General features: G+C 47.8%; 21 protein-coding genes. 18 read left to right on the top strand and 3 right to left on the bottom strand.

The window, feature by feature from the left end; genetic code table 11:
• Window positions 1-125: 125 nt before the first annotated feature.
• From CIL02_RS03295 to CIL02_RS03270, 6 genes are all read left to right on the top strand, one after another.
• A complete protein-coding gene (locus tag CIL02_RS03295; protein WP_094399057.1) occupies window positions 126-803 on the top strand; it encodes a hypothetical protein in 678 nt (225 codons plus the stop codon).
• Between the two features lie 9 nt (window positions 804-812).
• Entirely contained in the window at window positions 813-2,306 is a 1,494-nt protein-coding gene (gene rpoN, locus CIL02_RS03290; RefSeq protein WP_094399056.1) for an RNA polymerase factor sigma-54, read from the top strand.
• Between the two features lie 163 nt (window positions 2,307-2,469).
• Window positions 2,470-3,096 (top strand): hypothetical protein, encoded by a 627-nt coding sequence (locus CIL02_RS03285; RefSeq protein ID WP_094399078.1) that lies wholly within the window; start codon window positions 2,470-2,472, stop codon window positions 3,094-3,096.
• Window positions 3,097-3,157: 61 nt separating this feature from the next.
• Window positions 3,158-3,667, top strand: coding sequence for a 5-(carboxyamino)imidazole ribonucleotide mutase (gene purE, locus CIL02_RS03280; RefSeq protein ID WP_094399055.1), 510 nt, complete (start codon window positions 3,158-3,160; stop codon window positions 3,665-3,667).
• Between the two features lie 13 nt (window positions 3,668-3,680).
• Entirely contained in the window at window positions 3,681-5,489 is a 1,809-nt protein-coding gene (locus CIL02_RS03275; RefSeq protein WP_094399077.1) for a 4-hydroxy-3-methylbut-2-en-1-yl diphosphate synthase, read from the top strand.
• A 286-nt stretch (window positions 5,490-5,775) separates the two neighbouring features.
• Complete coding sequence (locus CIL02_RS03270; RefSeq protein ID WP_094399054.1) at window positions 5,776-6,783, top strand: aldo/keto reductase; 1,008 nt, start codon at window positions 5,776-5,778, stop codon at window positions 6,781-6,783.
• Window positions 6,784-7,033: 250 nt separating this feature from the next.
• Here the strand turns inward: CIL02_RS03270 and CIL02_RS03265 are convergent, their stop codons facing one another.
• From CIL02_RS03265 to CIL02_RS03255, 3 genes are all read right to left on the bottom strand, one after another.
• Complete coding sequence (locus CIL02_RS03265; protein WP_094399053.1) at window positions 7,034-7,753, bottom strand: hypothetical protein; 720 nt, start codon at window positions 7,751-7,753, stop codon at window positions 7,034-7,036.
• A 183-nt stretch (window positions 7,754-7,936) separates the two neighbouring features.
• Window positions 7,937-8,575 carry a hypothetical protein gene (locus tag CIL02_RS03260; RefSeq protein WP_206073467.1) on the bottom strand — a complete coding sequence of 213 codons (639 nt, stop codon included), beginning with the start codon at window positions 8,573-8,575 and terminating at the stop codon, window positions 7,937-7,939.
• Between the two features lie 58 nt (window positions 8,576-8,633).
• The gene (locus tag CIL02_RS03255) at window positions 8,634-9,224 is read right to left on the bottom strand and encodes a hypothetical protein (protein WP_141210102.1); all 591 of its coding nucleotides are present in this window, start codon (window positions 9,222-9,224) and stop codon (window positions 8,634-8,636) included.
• 261 nt (window positions 9,225-9,485) lie between these two features.
• Here CIL02_RS03255 and CIL02_RS16845 point away from each other — a divergent pair, with 261 nt between their 5' ends.
• From CIL02_RS16845 to CIL02_RS03200, 12 genes are all read left to right on the top strand, one after another.
• Window positions 9,486-9,608: a hypothetical protein gene (locus CIL02_RS16845; protein WP_256387545.1), complete on the top strand. Its 123-nt coding sequence runs from the start codon at window positions 9,486-9,488 to the stop codon at window positions 9,606-9,608.
• Between the two features lie 88 nt (window positions 9,609-9,696).
• Window positions 9,697-10,329, top strand: a complete 633-nt coding sequence (locus tag CIL02_RS03250) for an AAA family ATPase (RefSeq protein ID WP_256387546.1) — start codon at window positions 9,697-9,699, stop codon at window positions 10,327-10,329.
• 420 nt (window positions 10,330-10,749) lie between these two features.
• Window positions 10,750-12,555 carry a hypothetical protein gene (locus tag CIL02_RS03245; protein WP_141210101.1) on the top strand — a complete coding sequence of 602 codons (1,806 nt, stop codon included), beginning with the start codon at window positions 10,750-10,752 and terminating at the stop codon, window positions 12,553-12,555.
• Between the two features lie 157 nt (window positions 12,556-12,712).
• Window positions 12,713-13,078 carry a hypothetical protein gene (locus CIL02_RS03240; protein ID WP_094399049.1) on the top strand — a complete coding sequence of 122 codons (366 nt, stop codon included), beginning with the start codon at window positions 12,713-12,715 and terminating at the stop codon, window positions 13,076-13,078.
• A 12-nt stretch (window positions 13,079-13,090) separates the two neighbouring features.
• A complete protein-coding gene (locus CIL02_RS03235) occupies window positions 13,091-14,029 on the top strand; it encodes a UDP-glucuronic acid decarboxylase family protein (protein ID WP_094399048.1) in 939 nt (312 codons plus the stop codon).
• A 111-nt stretch (window positions 14,030-14,140) separates the two neighbouring features.
• A complete protein-coding gene (locus CIL02_RS03230; RefSeq protein ID WP_240513512.1) occupies window positions 14,141-14,692 on the top strand; it encodes a hypothetical protein in 552 nt (183 codons plus the stop codon).
• Window positions 14,689-16,314: a glycosyltransferase gene (locus tag CIL02_RS03225; protein ID WP_094399047.1), complete on the top strand. Its 1,626-nt coding sequence runs from the start codon at window positions 14,689-14,691 to the stop codon at window positions 16,312-16,314. The genes CIL02_RS03230 and CIL02_RS03225 overlap by 4 nt, the downstream gene beginning before the upstream one ends.
• Window positions 16,311-17,075: a galactosyltransferase-related protein gene (locus tag CIL02_RS03220; protein WP_240513511.1), complete on the top strand. Its 765-nt coding sequence runs from the start codon at window positions 16,311-16,313 to the stop codon at window positions 17,073-17,075. Before CIL02_RS03225 ends, CIL02_RS03220 begins: the two co-directional genes overlap by 4 nt.
• Window positions 17,072-18,703, top strand: coding sequence for a vitamin K epoxide reductase family protein (locus CIL02_RS03215; RefSeq protein WP_094399045.1), 1,632 nt, complete (start codon window positions 17,072-17,074; stop codon window positions 18,701-18,703). The genes CIL02_RS03220 and CIL02_RS03215 overlap by 4 nt, the downstream gene beginning before the upstream one ends.
• A 306-nt stretch (window positions 18,704-19,009) precedes the next feature.
• A complete protein-coding gene (locus CIL02_RS03210) occupies window positions 19,010-21,691 on the top strand; it encodes an outer membrane beta-barrel protein (RefSeq protein ID WP_094399044.1) in 2,682 nt (893 codons plus the stop codon).
• Window positions 21,692-21,699: 8 nt separating this feature from the next.
• Window positions 21,700-23,916: a peptidase domain-containing ABC transporter gene (locus tag CIL02_RS03205; protein WP_094399043.1), complete on the top strand. Its 2,217-nt coding sequence runs from the start codon at window positions 21,700-21,702 to the stop codon at window positions 23,914-23,916.
• Window positions 23,917-23,955: 39 nt separating this feature from the next.
• Window positions 23,956-24,168, top strand: coding sequence for a hypothetical protein (locus CIL02_RS03200; protein WP_094399042.1), 213 nt, complete (start codon window positions 23,956-23,958; stop codon window positions 24,166-24,168).
• Window position 24,169: the final 1 nt, after the last annotated feature.

Raw genomic sequence — 24,169 nt, 5'->3', positions numbered from 1 at the left:
ATGCAGATGCTCATGTGTGTAATTGTCGCGCAGGTAGCAAGGTAAGGGAGTTTTTTTATTATTTTTGCAATATACATACCCATTGGTAGGAAAGTTTTTTGTATTTTTGCAAAAAATGTATCGACATGGGAAGACAATCTTTGTGGCACGATGATTACTGGCCTTTACTCATTCAGCTTTATCTGAGAAAACCCGTTGGCATCAAGCCTTTATACAGCAGAGCTGTCATAGACCTGGCTATTGAGCTACATATCCATCCTCAATACCTGTATCGCATGATGCAAAAGCTTGAAGAGATAGAGGAATTTGAGGGTTCGAAGGATTTGAGGGGTTCGAGGGTTTTGAGTGGGCTGATGGAACGCTATGCCAAAAATCTCAGAAAGCTGGCCAAAAAGGTAGAGAAGCTCCGTGGCATGTCTGGCTTTGGCAGTGCGGATATTTTCTATGAGGGTGTGGAGGTTAACGAGAGCTTCGAGAAAGATTTCCGTCCTCTTGATGACTCTACCGTGCTCACGCCTGTGATGCTTGTGATGGTGCTCGACCTGTATTTCCGGCTCACCCCTCAGACCATGGTTACAGATACTCCTGAGGTGATAGAGCTGGCTAAAGTCATGCAAATAGATGCCAGTGATGTTGTTGCTGCGCTTGCGGCATTCCGCAATTGCGACCCATGCCTGGCCCACAAGCAGAAAATCCCCACGCAGCTTGACGCTCATTGCTTGAGGATATGGCAAGTCCATGCCAACGAAGGACAGGAAAAATTGTCGGCCCTTGCCCAGCAGCTAAAGGAATATTTTTCGTAATTTTGCACCATGGCACAAAACTTGATACAAATACAGGAACAGAAACAGGTTCAGCAGCTCAGGCTCACCCAGCAGCAGCTTGCCGTGATAAGGATGCTCGAGATGCCGCTTGCGGAGCTTGAGGAGAACGTCATGGCTGAGCTTGACGACAATCCTGCTTTGGAAAAGTGTGACGAGGACCCTGACAATGCCGACTGGCAGCAAGAGTATGGCAATGACGAGGACGAGGACTTCGATGCCAAGACCGAGCGTGAGGAAAGAGAGGAGGCTCTCGACACGGCTCTTGAAGGTATCGGAATGGACGACGAGATGCCGGAGATATGGCAGCGAAACGACAGGGACAATGCCGACTATGAGGAAATGGTATATGGTGACACCACCTCGTTCTATGACAAGCTTAAGGAGCAGATGGCCGAGGTGGAACTGACGCCTGTACAGCAGACTGTTATGGAGTACCTCATAGGCTCGCTCGACGATGACGGCTTGCTGCGCAAAGACCTGAGCAGCCTGTGCGATGAGCTTGCCATTTATAATAATGTGGACGTCAGTGAAGAGGAGGTTGCCGATGTGCTGACGGTGCTGCAAGGCTTCGACCCCGCCGGCGTAGGCGCAAGGAGCCTGAAGGAGTGCCTGATGCTACAAATTGAGCGCAAACCAGATGGAAAGCTCAAGGAGCTGATGACTAAGGTAGTGGGAAACCATTACGACGAGTTCACCAAGAAACACTGGGGGAGCATAGCTCAGGAGCTGGGACTCAACGATATTCAGGTCAAAGCCTTACAACAGGAGATGAAAAGACTGAACCCGAAGCCTGGGTCTTCGCTTGGAGAGACAGTAGGAAGGAGCGTCAATCAGATTACTCCCGACTTCATCATCGATACCGATGACGAAGGCAACGTCAGTTTCACGTTGAACAAGGGAGAGATACCCGATCTGCGTGTGTCGCGGAGCTTCGCCGACATGGCAGAGGAATTCAGCAAGAACAGTGCCGGCATGAACAGACAAGCCAAGGAGGCACTGCTCTACGCTAAGGAGAAGGTCGACAAGGCCAAGGCATACATTGATGCCGTAAGGCAGCGAAGGCAGACGCTATACAAAACCATGAAGGCCATAGCAGAATGGCAGCACGACTTTCTGAAAGACGGTGACGAGAGCGAGCTTAAGCCAATGATACTAAAGGACATTGCACAGAAGACGGGGCTCGACATATCCACCATCAGCAGGGTGAGCAACATGAAGTACGCGCAGACAAGATGGGGCACCTATCCGCTACGCTTCTTCTTCACCGACTCATACACAACGTCCGATGGTGAGGACGTGTCCACACGCAAGATAAAGATGGCTCTCAAGGAAATCGTTGACGGCGAGGACAAGAAGAAACCTCTCAGCGATGATGCCATTGCCGACATGCTCGCCAGTAAAGGAATGGCAATAGCAAGGCGCACGGTGGCTAAATACAGGGAGCAGATGGGGTTGCCCGTGGCAAGGCTCAGAAAGGAATAGCACCCGGCTGATTATTGTCTTCGTGGCAAAAGGGAACAAACAAAAAAGATATTATCATCTTCATAATCGGTTTATGGAAAACTTATCACAAGACAAGCACAACACGACACCTATGACTTTTGGCGGCACTGTTGGAGATAGCAGTCCGGCTGGAAACCAGAACATGGTGGTATGGCACGGCAATGTGAAACACGTCATTCTGGCCGCACGCATTGTCAGCATGATATTCACGCCTTTCTACCTGCCGCTGGTAAGTCTCATTGCGCTGTTTTTGTTCAGCTACATGAGCAACCTGCCGTTGGGATACAAGCTGCAGGTTCTAACCATTGTCTATGCCTTCACCATCCTGCTGCCTACGGTGATGATTTATATGTACCGCCGGTATCAGGGATGGACGTCCACACAGATGGGAAAGAAGGAGAGAAGGATGGTGCCATACATCACATCCATCATGTGCTATTTCCTGTGCTACTACATAATGATAGTGTTGCGAATACCGCAGTTTATGGCAAACATTGTCGTGACGGCACTCATGATACAGGTGGTATGCGCCCTCATCAACGTCTGGTGGAAGATATCCATCCATATGGCAGGCATAGGCGGCATGGCGGGAGCCTTGTTCGCTGTGTCGCTGGTGTTCGAGTTCAATCCCACGCTGTGGTTCTCAATAATTGTAATGACGGCAGGCGTCGTGGGAACGGCGAGGATGATACTTCGGCAGCATAGCCTGCAACAGATAGTAGCCGGATTTGCCGTAGGACTTGTATGTGGATTCTTCCTGATTCTGTAGTTGCAAGCTTACAAGTAGACAAGTAAACATCAATATATAATATACAAATAAAATATACACAATGACACCAAAAGTAAGTATTATAATGGGCTCAACAAGCGACCTGCCCGTTATGGAGAAGGCCATGAAGTGGCTCAACGACCAGCAGATTCCTTTCGAGGTTAACGCCCTGTCAGCACATCGCACTCCCGATGCAGTCGAGGAGTTTGCCAAGAATGCGAAGCAGCGTGGCGTGATGGTAATCATTGCCGGTGCCGGCATGGCAGCCGCCCTGCCTGGCGTTATAGCCGCATCGACACCGTTGCCCGTCATCGGTGTTCCTATAAAGGGTGGCATTCTCGACGGACTCGATGCCGTATTCTCTATCATGCAGATGCCTCCGGGCATCCCTGTGGCAACGGTGGGAGTGAACGCTGCACAGAATGCGGCTATTCTCGCTGCACAGATGATAGCGCTGGCCGACAGCGAGGTAGCCGGGAAAATAGAGCAATGGAAGAAGGGTCTTGGCGAGAAGATAGAGAAAGCCAACCGCGACCTTGCCGCCATCAGCGAGTATGAATACAAGTGCTAACGACCGGAATACCATGACCGACCTATTCCAATACAACAGACGACAGACCACCGAGGTTAATGTCGGCAGCATACGTATGGGAAGCAACAACCCCATACGCATACAGTCGATGGCGACAACAAACACCAACGACACCGAGGCTTCGGTACAGCAGGCCATAAGGATTATACAGGCTGGAGGCGAGCTGGTGAGGTTCACCACGCAGGGCACACGTGAGGCTGAGAACATGCGCAACATCAATGCCGGCATCAGGGAAAGGGGATTTCTCACGCCTATTGTCGCCGACGTACACTTCAATGCCAATGTTGCCGATGTAGCTGCAAGATATGCCGAGAAGGTGAGGATTAATCCCGGCAACTATGTAGACCCGGCAAGAAAGTTCGAGAAGATTAGCTACACCGACGAGGAATATGCCCAGGAGATAAAGAAGATTGAAAGCAGGCTGGTGCCGTTGCTCGACATCTGCAAGGCCAACCACACGGCCTTGAGAATAGGTGTCAACCACGGTTCTCTCTCCGACCGCATACGCAACCGCTACGGTGACACGCCACAGGGTATTGTGGAGAGTTGCATGGAGTTTCTGCGTATATGCCGTGACAACGACTTCCACGACATTGTAATATCCATAAAGTCATCGAATACAGTAGTGATGGTCCAGTCTGTAAGGCTGCTCGTAGACGCCATGGACCATGAGGACATGCACTACCCGCTCCATCTCGGTGTAACGGAGGCTGGCGAGGGTGAGGACGGCCGCATAAAGAGCGCTGTAGGCATAGGAGCATTGCTCGCCGACGGCATCGGCGACACCATACGTGTGTCGCTGAGCGAGGAGCCCGAGGCAGAGATTCCTGTGGCCAAGCATCTGGCAGACTATATCACCAGACGGCAGGGACACATGGTGGTTCCTGCAGTGAAGGCCGATGCCTACGACTGGCTTCATCCGTCGCGCAGGAAGACAGTGGCTGTGGAGAATATCGGTGGCGACTGCCTGCCAATAGTCATTACGTCGAAAGAGGGAGAGAAGGCCGACTATGTGTACGTGGGAGACAAGAAACCTAAGGCAGACGGACGGAGGTATATCGTTGACTACAACGTCTATGACGGCACGGCGAACACCTTCCCCATCTTCCCTGCCCAGGCAATGCCGTTCATCTCTGCCATAAAGGCTCCTCTGAAATTCCTCGTCCTGCAGTTTGGCACTCCTGCCGAGGAGTACCTTGCCTGTCTCAGACTGCATCCCGAGGTAGTGGTGGTATGCGTTTCCAACCATCAGAACAAGCTCGCATGCCAGCGGGCCCTCGTCAACGAGATGATGCATGCGGGAGTAACCAACCCTGTTGTGTTTGCACAGATGTACTCACTCGACGACAAGGAGACATTCCAGCTCGATGCCGCCGCCGACATGGGGGCACTGATGATGGACGGACTGACAGACGGACTGTGGCTTATGAACAATGGTACCATTGCCGATGCAGACATCGAGGATACCGCCTTCGCCATCCTGCAGGCTGCACGCCTAAGAAGCACCCGCACGGAATATATATCTTGTCCAGGATGCGGGCGCACGCTCTACAACCTGCAACAGACTATAGCCAGAATAAAGCAGGCTACCAATCATCTGAAGGGACTGAAGATTGGCATCATGGGATGCATCGTCAACGGACCTGGCGAGATGGCCGATGCGGACTACGGCTACGTAGGAGCAGGACCGGGCAAGGTGTCGCTATACAGACGACAAGTATGCGTGGAGAAAAACATCCCTGAGGAAGAAGCCGTCACCCGACTGCTGCAACTGATAGAAAGAGAAGAGAAAAATAATTAACTTAACTTTCGTAAGTAGTAAAAAGGAGATAAATGAAGATAAATGACGTATGATGCGAGGTTATGTCTTTTAACTTCCTGAGCGACCAAAGGGAACAATATCTTCTTATCGCTCGGCTTTGCCGCTCTCCTAAGAGAGTTTCGGCTCTGCCGCTCGCCTAAGCGAGTTTCGGCTTTGCCGCTCTCCTAAGAGAGAACTCCTAAAGTTCTTCGCAAAGCGAAGCGGCAAAGCCGAGCGGAGCACATGCGAAACTTAATTATTAACATCTTAGAAAACAAACAGCTCCATGACTGCAAACATTTTCACAATCCCTCCAGCCGAGACTCTTTCGGGCTTCTCGCCTACCCGTTACGACAATGCGGAGACCATGTACCGCAGATGCGGCAACTCCGGCGTGCTGCTGCCGAAGATATCACTTGGCTTCTGGCATAACTTTGGAGGAGTAGACCCCTACGAGAGAAGCAGGGAGATTGCACGCTATGCTTTCGACAACGGCATCACACATTTCGACCTTGCCAACAACTACGGACCACCCTACGGCTCGGCAGAGCAGACAATGGGACGGCTCATCGACGATGACTTCCGGCCCTATAGGGATGAGCTGTTCATAGCCACTAAGGCCGGCTACGACATGTGGCCGGGACCATACGGCAACTGGGGCTCACGCAAATACCTCATGGCGAGCATCGACCAGAGCCTCAAGCGTATGCACCTCGACTATGTAGACCTGTTCTACAGCCACCGATACGACCCCAACACTCCACTCGAGGAGACGTTGCAGGCTCTCGTAGACATTGTCCGTCAAGGTAAAGCCCTTTATGTCGGCATCAGCCGTTGGCCACTGGAGGCACTGAAAGTTGCCGACGAATACCTGCGTGACCACGACGTGCCTCTGCTCATCTATCAGGGACGCATCAACCTTCTCGACCGCGAACCTGTCAAGGAAGGAATACTCGACTACTGCAACCATAACGGAATAGGCTTCATAAGTTTCTCGCCACTGGCACAGGGACTGCTCACCGACAGATACCTCAACGGTATTCCGCAGGATTCAAGGATGTCAAAAGAGAGATTTCTCAAGAGTGACAAACTCACACCTGAGCTTCTGGAGTATATAACAAGACTCAACACCATAGCCAAGCAGCGCGGCGAGACGCTTGCCGAGATGGCGCTCGCATGGATATTACACCAGCAGGGCGTGACGAGCGTTCTTGTAGGAGCCAGCAGCACGCAGCAGCTCGCTAAGAACCTGAAGTGCATTTCCGCAAAACCATTCGAGGATATTGAATGTTGAAAGTTGAAAGTTGAATGTTTAAGGTTTAATGTTTAATGTTGATAGTTTAATGTTGAATGTCATCGACTTTTCGGGATAAACATTCCACATTAAACATTAAACTCTAAACTCTAAACTTTAATTAAACTCTAAACCATAAACTATAAAACATCCCACATTAAACATTCAACATTAAACTCTAAACTTTAAAACATTCCACATTAAACATTAAACTCTAAACCATAAACTTTAATTCAACTCTAAACTTTAATTACTCCAAATCTGAGATGCGGTATTTCCCGTTCTGTTCCGACACCATAACTTTTACATGTATGCTCCAGCCATTGGCATCTGCATTGTAACTCAGCTCAAACCAGTTCTTCCCTAAAGGTTTTACCCTTAGCGAGCTGTACCAGAAAGCATCAAAGTCAGCACATCCTATCAGAGGATCTACCGGACTGGCATCATCCATATACTGCTGTGACAAAGCATTGTATTTTCCCAGCATGTCAGCCGTACAGTAGGTTTGACGCAACAGTCCGAGCTCCTGCTCTAATGTGGGTTGCATTTTCACGTAATTGTAGGCATAAGTCTTGAAGAATGTTGCCACAAAGGTTTCCGCATCCTTGCCGTCATCTACAGTCTGTTCAGCTATGTCGAGCAGACTGTCGCCATAGCTGCTTCCTCCCCAGTAGGGAGTAACATAGCAGATGCGCGTTTTTCCCTTTGCGTCTGTTTTTATCCTTACAGGTATCTTTATACCAACAGTGTCACTCTCATCCCATCGGTACGAGACTTCATACCATGAGCCATCCAAATGCCTGCACGCCAAGCTCTGTCTGCCATATTCTGACACATCTTGTGCACGTAGCAGCGGGTCAGAGCCTGTTACCTGTACCAGACGTCCTTTCTTTTCCTGCATCTCAGGTGTCAAGAAGTCTTGTAGCAACTTGTTTTCTTCTTTCTGGTTGCAAGTCTCAATAGCTTTCATATAACAGGCATAAAAGTCTTTTATCTGTTCTGCCTGTGACCTCGTCTGTGCCTGCATCTCACATAAAGACAAAAACGTTAGCAATAGTGGAATGATAATTCTTCTTGCAAGCATAAAAAATCTCCTATATTATTAAGTTAGAAAAAAATGACTTTCCGAAATGATTTCACAAAAACCATAGATTCATTTTAATAAAATGAAAGTTCTTTTTTCGAGCGAATTATTGGTCAGGTTGTGTACGGATATCGAGTCTACCGTTGGGAAACGATAGGGTGTCGTGCATTTTTGTTTTTGACCAAAGGATATGCTGAACAGAAAGTCCTTTTCGAACAAACCTCCAGTGATATTATCCCATGTTTGATAACGGGACATGGCTTCCTGCCATGAACGGATGTGCCGGTCTACAGGTGCCTTAACAAAACAGTTCTCTGTTTCACCTTTATCTGTCCTGATGGGACTTAACTTAAACAGTATTGAGTCCTTTTCATGTCGGATTTCCGTCATTGGCAAAACGAAAAAACCGCACTCATAGCCTTCCCTACCCCTGTCGAATTCGTCTGTTGTACCCCAAAAGAATCCTTTTTTCAATATACCATTCTCTATATACAGTTCCATATAACTGTCTTCGGGAGTCATATTGGGGTATTCATCAGTTGTGGCGTCATGCCATAAATAAAACAGGGTATCTCTTTCAGTAGTTTCTTGGTCGACAGCATTCTGTTGGGCGGATAAAGGAAATACGCTCAATAATGCCAGTACAATCGCAAGTAGCTTACGGTTACGGAATCTAATTATATATGCATCCATTATTTCTTTCATCATAATAGTTAATACTTGGATATTTATTTTGCCAGTGTTTTCTTATTCCTCAACATCACTTTTACTTGTTCTTCTGGGGGGACTTTATGAACAACTCTTCTTTTTTTATCGCACCAATTTCTTTCCACATTTTTATATTCGCTGAATCCTTAGCAGTTGTGAATGTTGATTGCATCTCATCCAGTGCCTGGTTATAAGCCTCCATTCCATATAGAATCTGCACTACCACAGCCCTGTTGATCATGTCATCAAAATTGGGCTTATCGGCAATGAGCGAGTCATAAATACTTATGGACTTGGTGTATGCGGCACGTGCCCGTAAACTATCTCCCTGCATGTCATACACCCATCCTTCAGTAAAATAAAATTGCGGGTCATTGGGAAAAACCCTATTCAGGGAATCCACATACAGGAGTGCTCGCTCAAAATTCCTTTCTTCGAGTATTTCCTTCAAACGTATTCCAGCAAGGTTCCGTTCGTTCCTTAGCTCTATTTGCCGTTCTGTGAGTATTTCCTTTTGTGTACTTTGCTTACAGGACTGCATGGCTGAAACCTGAGAACATAGTAATATAACGGCCATAGTCTGTGTCAGCCGCTCTCTTGAAGACAAAAGCAAGAACGATATTTTTCTAATAATTCTTCTTGCAAGCATAAACAAATCTCCTATATTACAAAGTTAGACAAAACAATAACAATGGCAAAGTTATAATAATTATTTGTATGACAGACGTTTCCTTAAAGTTTTTTATGAAATGAAGAAGAATAAGATAGGCTACACTCGGATATACAAAAAAGTCATTTTTGTTTTGACACATCACTCGTTTCCACTATCTTTGTGCAGATTCTTAATTCTAACTTTCCTTCTCCTCCCTTTAAGGGAGGCTGGGAGGGTCTTCTTCACTTATAAGGCAATATGGGCAGATTCTTATATCCTGTAGATACCGACCAGTTTGCAGACATACGCAAGGACGGTAAGGTTTATGTTGACAAGACCGACATGGTGTTTGACCTTGTCAGCAAATACAGTTCACCATGAGCGAACTGAAGAACCTGCCTGAACTGGAAGCCAAGACTAAACTTGAATCTCTGATAAGATGATATGAAAGCACTTATGGGCGGACCCTCTGTCTGTAAGTCCTGGTGACCGCTTCAGAGATCTTATCCATCATGCCTGCGAGCAGACTGGCGAGAAGGCTGTGGTGATACTCGATGAATACGACTCCGCCATAATGCGGCTTATGTACGAGCCTGAGCAGCTTGAAGCCATGCGCACAATGCTTCGTGAGTTCTATCAGGTGCTGAAGGACGAGGGTGCTTATCTAAGGTTCGTATTCATAACGGGCGTGACGAAGTTATCCATGATGACTTCTGGCTGCACTCGGAATAGCTCAAGCGAGCTTGGCTCTTCCTCATTGGCACAGAAGTTTTCGCAGCTCAGCATTTTCTCAGAGCTGAACAACCTGACGCAGATATCCATGTACGATGAATACTCCGGGCTGTGTGGCATAACCCAGGAGGAACTTAATACGGTGCTGCGTCCCTGTGTTGAGGAATATGCGCAGAACCTTAATATCACGACCGATGAGGCTTACGCCCTGTTGAAGAAGAACTACGACGGCTACCATTTATCAAGAAACGGTAAGGATTTGTATGCCCCATTCAGCGTGCTCCGTGCTTTCGACGGACGCAACATCGACCATTGGCGAGTTGCCGATGCTGATGGGAATATAACAGACGAACAGGTATTCGGACTATAGACTTCGATTAAGGGAAACATCATGCCCCATTTCAGGAAATGGACTATTCCTCCTGCTCACGTAGCGTGACAACGTGACAACGGTATATATATGAATTCTATATAGTGGGAAATTCGCTTACTATATAGTACGTTAATTTCCTCTCCCATGTTTTTTATATATTATATGTTGTCACGTTGTCACGCCCTCTCGTCTGTTTAAGACCATTGACCTGTAGCTGCAAACGGAACGTAAACTGACGCTGCGTTTCAATCCGATTGGATTCCGATGAACATAAAGCACATCCTAATTCCGTGGGACAATAATTTATCTACACCAATACCTCCCTTCTGCTTGCTGACTTTTTAACACATCACACTTTGTAAGCTCACTAATTATTTGTATTTTTGCAGTGAAATGAACAGCAATCAGTCTCAACACATGAAACGTACGCTCACAGTTGCCATAGTTGCTTTGCTGTCACTTGCTGCTGTGATGTTGTTTTCCGGCACATGCAGCAGCCCGTATGACGCTCGGCTCCAGCATATAGACAGCCTGATGGACAGCAACCCGCAGGCTGCCTACGACAGCCTTTCGCTATTCGACTCCCTTCACCTCTATGATGGTGACAGGGCAGGACAGATGCGGCTGCAACTTCTATTGGCGAAGGCGCAGAACAAGCTCTATCGCCCCATGCCATCCGACAGCACCTTCATGGAAGTCGTCTCCTATTACGACAGCCACGGCTCTGCCAACGACCGCATGCTGTCCCGCTATCTGCTGGGATGTATATACAGGGACCAGGATAATGGACCGAAAGCTGTAAGATGGTATCTTGAGGCTGCGGAACAGGCTGATACAACGGACAAGAACTGCGATTACAGGACTTTGTTCGGTATTTACGGACAACTGGCAGGTCTGTACAAAGAATACAATTCACCGCATGAGTCATTAAAAGAATTTGAGAAATACATTCTGTATTCTGAAAAAGCAGGAGATACTGTCAGTGCCTGCTTCGGACACGAAGCGATGATTTATCTGCACTATGCGTTAGGTGATACTGTTTCTGCATTAAGCAAGGTGGAAGATTGCCGCAACAGGTATCTTGAGCACGGGATGCATGAAGAGGCGGCAGGAGTATATCCTGTTTTGATATACGTCTGTTTAGAACGGGGACAGTTCAGTAAGGCCCGCTATTATATGGATATTTACGAAAGGGAGTCAGGGCTTTTTGACTCTTCAAACAACATTCTTGCAGGACATGAGCATTATTATAAAATCCGTGGTATGTACAGTCTTGGAGTTGGAGATGTTGATTCGGCAGAGTATTATTACCGTAAACTTGGAAACTATAACTACGGTTATGAATCGGCTCAGGGCTTACTGAAAGTATATTCTGTAAAACATGATAACGATTCTGTTTCCAAATACACACGATTGTGCGAGACAGAGATGGACAGCATATTGACTCAGAAGAAAGCCAGTGAGTTGATTCAGGCCTCTTCCTCACACACCTTTGACAGGATAAAAACAAAAGCGAAGAAGTCTGGAAAGATCCTAACTGGCATAGCACTACTATGCGCAGTTGTTGCAGTTGTATTGGTATTTTATGGCAGACGACTGTTCCGGAGATATAAGAGTAGAATTGCAAATCTGGGTAATTCCTTGTCTGAAACGGAAGAAGCGTACCGTCAAATTTCCAACTCTCATAAGAAAGCAATATGTGAGGTTGATAAATTACGCTCACAATTGGATTACAGTAACGAAGAACACAAGAAGGAGATTTACGACTTAACTTTCGAAAAAGAACAGCTCTCTGCCTCGTTGTATAAGTTGGACATAAACGCTTCAATGGAAGATTTCAAGAAAAGCCATATATACCTTGTTTTAAAAGAGCGGACAAGAATTGTACCTAAAAACAGTAATAACCAAGATATTAACTGGATGTCTTTTAGAAAGGAATTTTCTTGTCATTTTCCTTTGTTGTATACAACACTTACTGAAAATAAAAAACTGAGCCATCAAGAATTTAAAGTATGCGCTTTGCTGTGGTTGGGATTTGAGAATAAGGAAATCGCCAATCTGATAAATTGTAAAGCACAAGTTGTAAGCAATGCCAAGGCGAGTGCTAACGAGAAGCTCTTTTCTGATAAAAGTGCCAAGACTCTATTGGAAAACATGCAAAATACAGCAGTTGCAATTACAGGCGCACAACAAAAGCAAAAAGTTACCGGTACCATCATTTAGTGCTGATGACCATTGTTGTAAAATTGGTGTATTATTTATCTATGGTACTGGCAACCAAAAAGTTATATTGTTTTTGGTGTAAAGTTGGTGTAAAATTTCTGCGCATTTTTTGATGCGGACAAATTAAAAACGGATAAATTTGCAGCAAAAACAAATTATGAGAAAGATTACGCAGACATTATTGTTAATGCTCCTTTTGGCTATTTCCAGCAATGTCAAAGGAGAGAGTATTGTTGATGAGACAATTTGTGTTCAACTTAGGTACAATGACCCTCATGATGAAAGTCATCCTATAACTCGGATTCCCCCGGCTCCAATATCCGCAATCCAATCTGACCATGTCTTCACTTTCGCGGAGTATCTCGCAGGCGAGACCATAGAGGTTGTGTCTGACGGCACCATTGTGTACACATCTGTAATAGGTCAGGACGGCATGGTAGTTGTTCCAGATGACCTTACAGGTTATTTTACACTCGTGCTGTACGTAGGCGATAAGATGTACAGTGCTGAGGTTGAACTGTAAAAACAGAAATCAATGAGCAGAGTTCTTGTTACAGGAGGTGCTGGTTTCATTGGTAGCCATTTGTGCCGCCATTTGTTGGAACGGGGGCGATCTGTGCTGTGTGTGGACAATTTGTCTTCCGGCAGTGAGTCCAATGTGGCAGAGTTGATGCCAGACGGAAGATTTAAGTTCGTTAATCATGACATTGCAAATTTTGTATGTACTGATGATATCAGTGCGATATTCAACCTTGCATGTCCTGCCTCACCTGTGCAATATCAGAAAGACCCCGTTGCCACAACAAGGACAGCGGTTCTCGGAACCATGAACATGCTCGAAACGGCTCGGCGTAACAACTGTCCAATGTTGCAGGCATCAACGAGCGAGGTGTACGGAGACCCGCATGTACATCCTCAGACTGAAGACTACTGGGGTAATGTCAATCCTGTAGGTGTGCGCTCATGCTACGATGAGGGAAAGCGCTGTGCCGAAAGCCTATGTATGGACTACCACCGGCAGTATGGTGTAAAGGTGAAAGTTATCCGTATTTTCAACACGTACGGTCCACGTATGGCCTTTAACGATGGACGTGTGGTGTCCAACTTCATAGCTCAGTCCCTGAACGGAGAGCCTATAACCGTCTATGGCGATGGAGCCCAGACACGTTCTTTCATGTATGTTGATGACCTCGTTGATGCGATGTTTAGGGTTATGAGAACCCCCGATGACTTTACAGGCCCTGTGAACATAGGCAATCCATGTGAAACCTCAGTTCTGACTTTGGCCCGTAAGATAGTGTCAATGACAGGCTCACGCTCGGAAATCATATTGCGTGATCTTCCTCTTGACGACCCTCAGCGCCGCCGCCCTGATATCTCTCTCGCCATTCGTACACTTGGTGGATGGCAGCCGATTGTGCCTTTGGAGGTTGGACTACAGAAGACAATAGAATACATGTTTTCTTCAAAATAACTCATGTTTGACAAAGTGTTTCATAAGCATTGTCACATAATTATGCAATAAATGGAAATAAATACGGAACTTGAAAAAATAACAAACTACCTTCTATTACGAAGTTCGTACATGAATGATTTAGGTCTGTTTCATGGCAAGATGGGAGTTGCCATTGCATTATATGCTTATGCCAACCATTACGATGATGAGCTGATAGAGGAATATGCCTGGGACCTGATACAGCAGGTCAATGATGCGGTTTACACAGACATGCCAGTAGGGCTGGAATATGGTCTGGCAGGAATAGGCTACGGAACTACATTGTTGCAGATGCATGGCTTTGTAGATTGTGACCTGAATGACATACTTGCCGACATTGACGCGAAAATAATGGAGCGTGACCCTCGCCGCATGACGGACATGTCCGTGCGCTCCGGTGCCGCCGGTATTCAGCTCTATATATCCATGAGGCAGAAGGCTTGCAGCAAGGTGTTGACTTTTGACGAGCTGTATGTTTCCGAGCTGCAGGCTGCCTTGGCTGTCAGGGCGGTTGCTGCTACAGACATTGATGTCATCAGCCTGCTAAACCGCCCGACATTCGATATAGAAGACTATTTGGAGAAGCCCATTGGCATAGACGGCGGATCGGCATACTACATTCTGGAGGAACTGCCCGTATGACTAACATTTTTATTTTCAACAACTCAAGCCGCGCTGCCAACTACGGTATCGGCACATATGTCAGGCAGTTGTCAGTTTGTCTGTCCGCTCAGCCTGACGTGAAAGTCTCACTTGTGGAGATGCAGGCCGACACCAAGGAATTCTCCATATCTGATGACGGGAATGGTGTCCGCCACTATCTCATACCACAGATTCTGTCCGGCATTGAGAATGAGACATATTGCCGGACAATTTTCTATTTCCTTGCAAGAAGCATTGGTGCCGGAAAGGATGACATGGTGCTGTTCCAGTTCAACTACTTCCAGCATTATCCCTTGGCATTGCTGCTCAAGTCGTGGTACAAGAACAGCAGGATTCTGCTGACAGTGCATTATATGGAGTGGTGCTTTGAGCTGAGGGGTAACGTCGGACGTATGAGGGAAATCACAGCAGAGGGACATATTCCCTCAGATGATATGGAACGGGCTGTCGCACAAAGCTTCGCAGCAGAAATGATGTTCCTGCATCTGGCGGACAGGGTAATGGTGCTTTCTGAAAACACAAAGAGAATTCTTGCTTCCGATTACAAAGTACCGGTGGACAAGATGCAACTTGTATACAATGGTATCGGTGAGCACGTGTATGGCAATGGTGCAAATAATAAAATCGGTGATCGCAAGATACTTTTTGTTGGCCGTCTGGACGAGATTAAAGGGTTGAGGTACTTGATAGAAGCCTTTGCCCTGATTGCAGAAAAACATAAGGAGGCAAGTCTCGTAATAGTGGGGGACGGAGATTTCCAGCCGTATATGGTTCAAGGAAGGAAGCTGACAGGCAGGATAGCCTTTGTTGGCAAGATGGCGCAAAGTGAGGTGGAAGGTGTTTATCAGACAGCCTACATCGGTGTCATGCCTTCTTTCCATGAGCAATGCAGCTATACAGCCATAGAAATGATGAGGCATGGCATTCCCGTTGTCGGCACAGACTCTACCGGCTTGGGAGAGATGCTTGACCCGACACCAGACCTAAGGGTACATATTAACGAATCGGATTTCAACGATGATGAGTTCATATCCCAGATAGCAATACGGTTGGACATGCTCCTTTCCGACGACTCTGCCTATCGCCGTGCTTCCAGCGCTGTCCTCAGGCAATATAACGAGAAATATACTTCCTCAGCTATGGCTGAAGGTGTAAGGGCATCGTTACGGGGCGTAATGGAAAACTCCAGCAGCTTGCTGCCATATGATTACCTGCCGCATCTGGACACACGGATGGTTGGCCTGATAAACAGCCATCCAGATATAGACTTGGACTTCTACGGCTTGACGGGCATAGGGGTATATCTTTGGTGGCGTGTTCTGCAACTGGAGAGAGGAACTGCTGCAGAGGCGGGCCAGCTGGCATTTATTAAGGAGCACCTTATATATTATATGGACTGGGTTTGTGAAGTCGCGGAAACGGATGATAATATTCCCCCCTGTCTTGCTGCGATGCTTCTCAGCATGAGGGAGCATTCGTTTTATCCTACAAAGGTTGACACGACGCTCCTGTATGTCGGTACAGCCATTCGTGAGGCACGCTTCCCATCCGAACATGAGATACTGCATAATGCTTTAAGGATATGTACGTGCAAGATATGAACACATACGGAATTGACAGTGGGACAGTTTCATTCTGCATCCCCGTACGCATGGACAGCGAGGAGAGAAGGGCAAATTTACAGGCTGTAGTCAGATACCTTGCCGCCCTGCAATGTCCCGTCATCGTTTTGGAGGCAGATGCAGAGCCGCAGGCCAGCGAAATATGCAAGGGCAGCAACATCGAATACCATTTTGTGCGGGACACCAGCAATGTTTTCCACAGGACGCATTACATAAACCAACTTATTGAAATGGCACATACAGACACGGTAGCCATTTGGGACAGCGATGTCCTTGTGGATTACCGACAGATACATTCCGCATTGCAGCTCATTGACAATGGGGCAACCATCTCGTATCCATACGACGGGCGTTTTGTCATGCTGCCAGAGCAACTCTCGAAGCAAACACGCCGCAAGCTGGATTTTGATTACCTCCAGAACCTCAAAATGAAATCCTTTCTCGGACGCAAGCTGTGCGGTGGGGCTTATATTGTCCATAAACGGCGGTATCTACAGTGCGGTGGCGAGAACGAGCGTTTCACTGGTTGGGGACCTGAAGACGCAGAGCGTCTGCACCGTGTTACGATTCTTGGCCACAAGGTCTGCCACATACACTCTGGTGAACTCTTCCACCTGTATCATCCAAGAGGCGTAAATTCCAATTACCAGTCTGCGGATGATGCAAGAACCCTGAGAGAGGAGTTTGTGAGGGTCTGCTGCATGTCACCGGATGAATTGAAAACATATATATCAAAATGAAGACGATTCTTGAACATTTTTTAGATGCTTTAGATGTAGGCTATACACGGCATTTCATCAGGGCACTATACCAAGAGCATCCGCACAAGAACAACATGTACGGATTGAAGAGGATGCTGGATGTGTATGGTGTGAAGACGCTCGGCGTGTATGTGGAAAACAAGAATCTTTCAGAGATGAACTATCCTTGCATATTGCATACCCATGGCGACTTTGTAATAGGTCTGGAGTGTGGTGCTGAAAATATCAGGTTCCTGCAGCATGGCAGGGAAACAACTCTGGCGCATGACGCTTTTCTGCATACATGGACCGGAAATGCCCTTGTCGTGCAGGAAGCAACAGAAGCTGTAGAGCCTGATTACAAGATACATCTTCGTGAAGAGATTGCCTCAATGGCAAAGACATGTATCATTCCTGTAATGTTGATTCTATCAGTGGTTGTTGGAATGGCAAGCAATATCAACGATATAGGAATCCTCCACATGGCACGCATAGCGCTGAGTTCAGCAGGTGTCATCGTATGTGTCCTGCTTATGGAAAAACAGCTGCTTGGCGAAAGTCGGTATGGCGACAAGGTATGCAGCCTGTTTCATCATGCAGACTGCAACAGTGTACTTGACGGTCCCATGGCTAAAGTTTTCGGCATCAGCTGGAGTGAGGTGGGACTGGGTTACTTCACAGCCAACATAATGCTCCTTGCGCTCATGCCATCGTCTTCAAGTTTTGTAGCTGCTGTCAATTGGATAGCGATGCTGTATGGTATTTGGAGTGTTTACTACCAAGGGCGTGTTGCTAAAAGCTGGTGTGCATTGTGCATGATTGTACAGGTCGTAATTTGGACAATGGGCATAATGGCAGTATTACAGCAATTAACGTCACCTTTTATGTTCGACTTTGCCAGCTGCCTGTTGTCTTGTGTTGCCTTTTCAGTCTGTATAGTTGCGACTCACCAGTACGCCTTAGCCCATATGAGCGAAAATGAGCGCATGCAGGCCGTACAGCGGTACCGTGCCATCAAAGCCAATGGAGATGTAGCCAAAGCACTTATCGAGAAAGGCGAGTTCTACGAGACATCTCTCAGTGACTCTTCGATTATATTTGGTAATTCTAATGCAAAAATGCGTGTGACAATACTAAGCAATCCTCACTGTAATCCATGTGCGCGAATGCACAAGCGCGTTGAAGAGCTATTGGGTATGGAAGAGAAGGAAATTTGCGTACAATATGTCTTTACGTCATTTAACAAGCAACTGGAGGACAGCAGCAGGTATCTTATATCCTGCTATCTTAATAATACGGGAAAAGAAGCTCTTCGCAGGTTTGCGCTATGGTACACGAAAGAAAAATATGATTATGAGAGGATAGCAAAGCAGAATTTTGAATCCATACATACTCCTGAGATAGAAGAGGAAATGAAGAAGCATGCCGCATGGCGTAGGAAGACTTCCTTGGTTGCCACCCCTACGGTATTGGTAAATGGCCATATAATTCCAAATGAATACGGTTTGGAAGACTTAGCAATGATTACCAATGTTTATATTAGACAGAAAAATATCTTGCAAGATATCAATGGCCGAAGCACTACGCCATTGGGAGCAGACCAGCTATCTGCAGAAGAGACAGTGTGATTGTTTAACATATTGATAATACGGCCATGAAGAAACTGAAAAAGTTTGTGATAAATCCGTCATGTCATCCTTTGGACATAAAATCAATGAGTGAGATTGTTGGAGGAGTCTCCTCAAGAACAACTTCCTGTAGCACTTCTTGCGGTTCAAATCCTCAAATAAGTATTACTAATTGTAATGGTGACTGTCGGGCTAAAGAAGGGCATTATGTTGCATGCATAGGTCCCACTAAGCAGTATTGGAAATATTGTGAGTAGTAAAAGTTGGGGTTGGTGGATTTCCACCAATCCTCTTTAAAGCGACTATATGATTAGGAAACTAAAATACATAATACTAATCGCAGCACTCTGTCTTACAAATGTCGCTAATGCCGACATGATTCAAGGTCGTGTGCTTGATGCTGAAACACGTGAGCCATTGGATGGCGCACATGTGGAGGTGTCGGAGGAAATACCTGACTTTTGCACCATGAGCACAGTAGCATATACGGACTCTCTGGGATATTTCGGCTATAGATGTTCTGGTGGGACAAACCTTGTTTTCATGGTCAAGTTCCTTGGCTACGAGGCAAGAGTTTTCCGTATGAGGGGGACGGATGTTGGCGACACCATCCGCATAGGCGACATCCTGCTGCAGCCCAGTGAGGTGCTGCTGAATGAGGTGCTGGTTAGTGGCAGCCAGCGACGCTTCTACATGCGAGGAGACACGGTTGTCTTCAATCCAGGTGCTTTCCAGATGGATGATGGCGATCGCTTGCTGGACCTTGTTTTGAAGTTGCCCGGCGTAAGCGTGAGGGACGACCGCCTGCTGTGGAACGGCGAGCCACTGAAAATCCGCATGAACGGCTTGGAAGCACTGAGTGAGGAGTTGTTGCTGAAGCGGCTGCCCGTAGAAGCTGTGGCTGATGTGAAGGCATACGAGCGCAAAAGCGAGCTGGAGAAACGAACGGGCATAGCTGACGGCACTCAGGAACATGTGCTTGACGTTACCATCAAGCCCGGATTTATGGACAACTGGTATGGCAGCGTTGAGGCGACAGGCTATACCAGCAAGAACTATGGTACGGAACTTGACGGCATGCGCCTGAGCGACTCCGACCCAGTCATGCTGTTCGGCCATGTTGGCGATGAGCCTAAAAGGGTTGTGACTCACACCATGGGCAGCTCTGGTGGCGAGAGTGGAGGTACTGCCGTACGTCAGCAGATGGGGGCGGCAGGCTACAAGCATGCATGGCGACCGGCCTTCAAGGTGGAGAACAGCAGCTACATGACCCTGACTGCTGGAGCCAATCACGCAGATCGTCCGCAGAGCAGCTGGCAGAATACCCGGACTTTCCTTCCTGGCACTACACCCACGCAGACCAACAGCAAACTGTACAGCTACGGGCACCAGTTCAAGGCTCCCCTCGACTTCTCGTCCTTTATCAATCTTAGCCCTAAGAACACGCTTTTCCTTACAGCACATGCGGCGTACGAGAAAGATGAAACCAGCAACCGCTCAGAGCAGCAGACGTTTGAGTCCCTGACGCTCAACCCCGTCAACTCCTCCCTTCTGCAAACATTGTCATCGTTGAGAATGTTTACAGGTACCATTGATGGCGAATTGACTCACTATACAGCTAAAGGCTCCTTCACATTATCTGCAAGCCTACATTACTCTGACACGGATGATCACGGCAACTCCGTTGGCGAGTACCGTTACCACCAGACAGCCACGGAGACCGTGGACAAGCAAAGCTATGATGCTCCTAACAGCCAACTAAGCATATCAGGAAGTCTCAGCCTCAGTCATGGCTTCACAAAGCAGGCAATGTTCCATGCCCATTGGCACACAACCTATGCCCATACCTTCCGCAACGAGCGCCGCTACAGGGCAGGCATGACTGATTGGGACAACAGCTTCCGCAGGGCTGATGACCTATGGCTCAACGAACTGAATACAGACATGAATCTGACATTTCAGAAGATAACATTGAAACCAGCTCTCGTACTGACTCACCGTCATGAGCAGACCGACTACCGCAGGGCAGCCCTCGATACGTTGGCGCATCGTGACCTCCTGCTTGTACGTCCATCGCTGGAGCTGACATGGCGCATCCGAAAGGGGATGAGCCTGAAAAGCTATCTCTCTTACGACGAGACTCCTGCCGACCTCCTCGACTGCATAGCCTATACCGATGACACAAATCCACTGTTGGTATACCAGGGCAATCCTTCCCTGACAACATCACATACACTGAACGCCAATCTCCGATATAACTTCATGCAGACTCGTGGCAGTCAGGTCCTTGGCGTAGAGGTCAACTATGCAAGGGTATACGCCCCTATAGGCATTGTACTGCAATACAATTCGCAGACTGGAGCGTATCGCTCACAAAAGCAGAATGTACGTGGCGGAAGCAGCTGGGGCGCATCATTGAATTACGAACGCTCGTTGGCTAAGAATCTCCTGTTGGAGAGCAGTGTCTCAGAACAATGGAATGTGTCCTACGGCATCCTTACTATGATTGACGAGCAGACTGGTATATGCTACAACCGCCAGAACCTCTCTAACCTTATGGCCAGACTGGGACTTGTCTATGATTTCAATAAGCTTTCCCTCTCGTCATATCACGATTTCAACTGGAACCGCTATGACTACAGCGATGATGCCCAGAATACAGACAATATCTTCCGTTATTCTACGGAGCTGAGGCTCCGCTACGATGTCAGCCGTTGGACGTTCACAATCGTTCCTTGTTTCTATCTGAACCGAGGATATGTCTCTGACAGGATGAACAACAACCTGCTCGTCCTGAACGCAGAAGTCAGCTGCAAGTTCCTGAAGAACCGTGCGGAGCTGACCCTTGCAGCCCGTGACATTCTGAACAAGGAAACCGAATACGCCTCTTCCATCACCGCTACTACCCACACCGAGTCTGGCAGGAGTTTCCTGCATCACTATGCCACCCTCACTTTCCGATATGTCTTTGACACAAGAAAAAAATAATAGAATTTATGAAATTCCCCAAACGCTTTCCACACTTCAAGCAGAACAATTCCTCTGACTGTGGGCCAACATCCCTGCGCATGATAGCACGGCACTATGGGCTTGATTACTCGACAGAGATGCTGCGGAAGCATTGCCACATCACAAGGCATGGGGTCAATATGCTCGGAATTAGCGAGGCGGCACAGTATATAGGCTTCGACACAGTGGGGGTGAAGATGACTTTCGAGCAGTTGGAGGAATATGGAGTGTTCCCATGTATACTGCATTGGAATCAGAACCACTTCGTAGTTTGCAGTGGCATCGAGAAGCAAAAGATTGGAGGATACAAAATCCGCATATCCGACCCTGCCTCACAGCGCCTGAGCTATACGAGAGAGGAGTTTTCACAGTGCTGGATTGGCCCTAATGCGGACAAGTGCAGCTGCGGTGTGGCACTGATGCTCGAACCCGGTGACAACTTCGGCAAGGTCGAGGATGAGTACAGGAAAAACAGCCGTGGCCTGCTGTCGTTTGCACGGTATTTCACTCCTTACCGCAGCATGATAGGACAGCTGCTGCTGGCAATGCTGCTGGGCAGCCTGATACAGATGGTGCTGCCGTTCCTGTCGCAGGCGATGGTGGACCAGGGCGTCAACGGGAGGAACCTGAACGTCATCACGCTGATACTGCTCGCGCAGCTGGGCTTCTTCGCCGCCACGCTGAGCATCGACTATGTGCGGTCATGGATAATGCTCCACATGAACTCGCGCATAGACATACAGCTCATAGCAGACTTCCTGATAAAGCTGACAGCCATGCCGCTGCACTTCTTTGACTCGCGCATGACGGGCGACATTCTGCAACGCATCGGTGACCATGGGCGCATAAAGAACTTCCTGCTGTCCAGCAGCATGCGCATAGTGTTCTCGCTTGTCAACTTCGTGGTCTTTCTTGCCATACTGGCATATTATAATGTTGTGGTGCTGGCGATATTCGTTATTGGCAACACGCTGTATGTTGTCTGGATTTCATTCTTCATGCGCTACAGGAGGGAGCTGGACATAAAACGCTTCAACCTGTCTGCTATGGAGCAGAGCAAGCTGATACAGCTGGTGCAGGGAATGCAGGACATAAAGCTCAACAACTGCGAGCGGCAGAAGCGATGGGAATGGGAGCGCATACAGGTAAGGCTGTTCAGGGTTGGACTGAAAGGACTGAGGATAGGACAGATACAGCAGTCCGGCTCGGTGTTCTTCACCCAGACGACTCACATTCTTATCTACTACATAGCCGCCAAATCGGTTGTGGACGGCTCGATGACTCTCGGTATGATGATGTCGCTCACATATATCATAGGGCAGGTCTCTGCGCCAATAGGTGAGTTCATTGGATTTGCCCAGTCGTTCCAGGATGCGAGGATAAGTCTGGAGCGTCTGAACGAGATACACTCGCAGGACGATGAGGAGACTGGCATTGACAGGAAGCTTGCAGTGCTGCCTGCAAAGCGTGACATTGAGATAAAAGACTTGTCCTTCAGCTACAACGGCTCTGAGAGAGAACTGGCCCTGAAGAATGTGTCGCTCTCCATTCCGTCCCATAAGGTTACGGCAATTGTTGGTGCGAGCGGATGCGGAAAGACCACGCTGATAAAACTATTGCAGGGTTTCTACGAGCCTACCCGTGGCAGCATTGAGGTTGGCGGCGTCAACCTGTCTGAAATCAATCCGCATGTATGGAGGGCTGCCACAGGCTCCGTGATGCAGGACAGCTTCATATTCTCCGACACCATAGCCAACAACATATCCGTCGACTCGGACGGTACGGACAGGGAACAGATGGTGAGCGCCGCACGTATGGCCCGCATAGATGACTTCGTAGAGTCCCTGCCAATGGGCTATGAGACTATAATAGGCATGGAGGGAAAGGGCGTGAGCCAGGGACAGCGTCAGCGCATACTGATTGCACGTGCGATATACAAGAATCCCGAATATATCTTCCTTGACGAGGCAACCAACTCGCTCGATGCCGCGAACGAGGCAATGATTATGGACAACCTGCGTCATTTCTATGAAGGCCGCACGGTCGTTGTCAGTGCCCACCGTCTGAGCACCATACGTGATGCGGACCAGATTGTGGTCATGGATGGAGGGGAAATAGTGGAGCGTGGCAATAACGAGTCTCTGTTGGAGAAGCGTGGCAGATACTATGAGCTTGTCCGTCACCAGATAAATATCATAGAGTAACTCAACTTCGCAAGTAGTAAAAAGAATATATACGAAGATATGAGAAAAGAACAGACACGGCAACACTGCCCGGAGGTGGAGCGGCTCATGGGTGGGCGACTGCCTTTCGTAACACGACATGGTGTGACGGTCATCGCCATACTGATGATTACTGCTGGCATTTGCCTCCTGATGTCACACGGACACAACCAACAGTTGGCAAGGGAGATATTGAGCTACACGATAGAACAGATAACGTCAAAGTATAAGTGAA

It is taken from the genome of Prevotella sp. P3-122, assembly GCF_002251365.1.
In the GTDB taxonomy this organism is placed as follows: Bacteria; Bacteroidota; Bacteroidia; order Bacteroidales; family Bacteroidaceae; genus Prevotella.
Note: the sequence above shows the minus strand (reverse complement) of the source record. Positions and strands in the feature narration are given on the sequence as shown.

What these genes read in the sequence shown, in the direction of transcription:
- CIL02_RS03295 (WP_094399057.1), top strand. Translation starts at nt 126, where the DNA reads ATGGGAAGACAATCTTTGTGGCACGATGATTACTGGCCTTTACTCATT.
- rpoN (WP_094399056.1), top strand. Translation starts at nt 813, where the DNA reads ATGGCACAAAACTTGATACAAATACAGGAACAGAAACAGGTTCAGCAG.
- CIL02_RS03285 (WP_094399078.1), top strand. Translation starts at nt 2,470, where the DNA reads ATGGTGGTATGGCACGGCAATGTGAAACACGTCATTCTGGCCGCACGC.
- purE (WP_094399055.1), top strand. Translation starts at nt 3,158, where the DNA reads ATGACACCAAAAGTAAGTATTATAATGGGCTCAACAAGCGACCTGCCC.
- CIL02_RS03275 (WP_094399077.1), top strand. Translation starts at nt 3,681, where the DNA reads ATGACCGACCTATTCCAATACAACAGACGACAGACCACCGAGGTTAAT.
- CIL02_RS03270 (WP_094399054.1), top strand. Translation starts at nt 5,776, where the DNA reads ATGACTGCAAACATTTTCACAATCCCTCCAGCCGAGACTCTTTCGGGC.
- CIL02_RS03265 (WP_094399053.1), bottom strand. Translation starts at nt 7,753, where the DNA reads ATGAAAGCTATTGAGACTTGCAACCAGAAAGAAGAAAACAAGTTGCTA.
- CIL02_RS03260 (WP_206073467.1), bottom strand. Translation starts at nt 8,575, where the DNA reads ATGATGAAAGAAATAATGGATGCATATATAATTAGATTCCGTAACCGT.
- CIL02_RS03255 (WP_141210102.1), bottom strand. Translation starts at nt 9,224, where the DNA reads ATGCTTGCAAGAAGAATTATTAGAAAAATATCGTTCTTGCTTTTGTCT.
- CIL02_RS16845 (WP_256387545.1), top strand. Translation starts at nt 9,486, where the DNA reads ATGGGCAGATTCTTATATCCTGTAGATACCGACCAGTTTGCAGACATA.
- CIL02_RS03245 (WP_141210101.1), top strand. Translation starts at nt 10,750, where the DNA reads ATGAAACGTACGCTCACAGTTGCCATAGTTGCTTTGCTGTCACTTGCT.
- CIL02_RS03240 (WP_094399049.1), top strand. Translation starts at nt 12,713, where the DNA reads ATGAGAAAGATTACGCAGACATTATTGTTAATGCTCCTTTTGGCTATT.
- CIL02_RS03235 (WP_094399048.1), top strand. Translation starts at nt 13,091, where the DNA reads ATGAGCAGAGTTCTTGTTACAGGAGGTGCTGGTTTCATTGGTAGCCAT.
- CIL02_RS03230 (WP_240513512.1), top strand. Translation starts at nt 14,141, where the DNA reads ATGAATGATTTAGGTCTGTTTCATGGCAAGATGGGAGTTGCCATTGCA.
- CIL02_RS03225 (WP_094399047.1), top strand. Translation starts at nt 14,689, where the DNA reads ATGACTAACATTTTTATTTTCAACAACTCAAGCCGCGCTGCCAACTAC.
- CIL02_RS03220 (WP_240513511.1), top strand. Translation starts at nt 16,311, where the DNA reads ATGAACACATACGGAATTGACAGTGGGACAGTTTCATTCTGCATCCCC.
- CIL02_RS03215 (WP_094399045.1), top strand. Translation starts at nt 17,072, where the DNA reads ATGAAGACGATTCTTGAACATTTTTTAGATGCTTTAGATGTAGGCTAT.
- CIL02_RS03210 (WP_094399044.1), top strand. Translation starts at nt 19,010, where the DNA reads ATGATTAGGAAACTAAAATACATAATACTAATCGCAGCACTCTGTCTT.
- CIL02_RS03205 (WP_094399043.1), top strand. Translation starts at nt 21,700, where the DNA reads ATGAAATTCCCCAAACGCTTTCCACACTTCAAGCAGAACAATTCCTCT.
- CIL02_RS03200 (WP_094399042.1), top strand. Translation starts at nt 23,956, where the DNA reads ATGAGAAAAGAACAGACACGGCAACACTGCCCGGAGGTGGAGCGGCTC.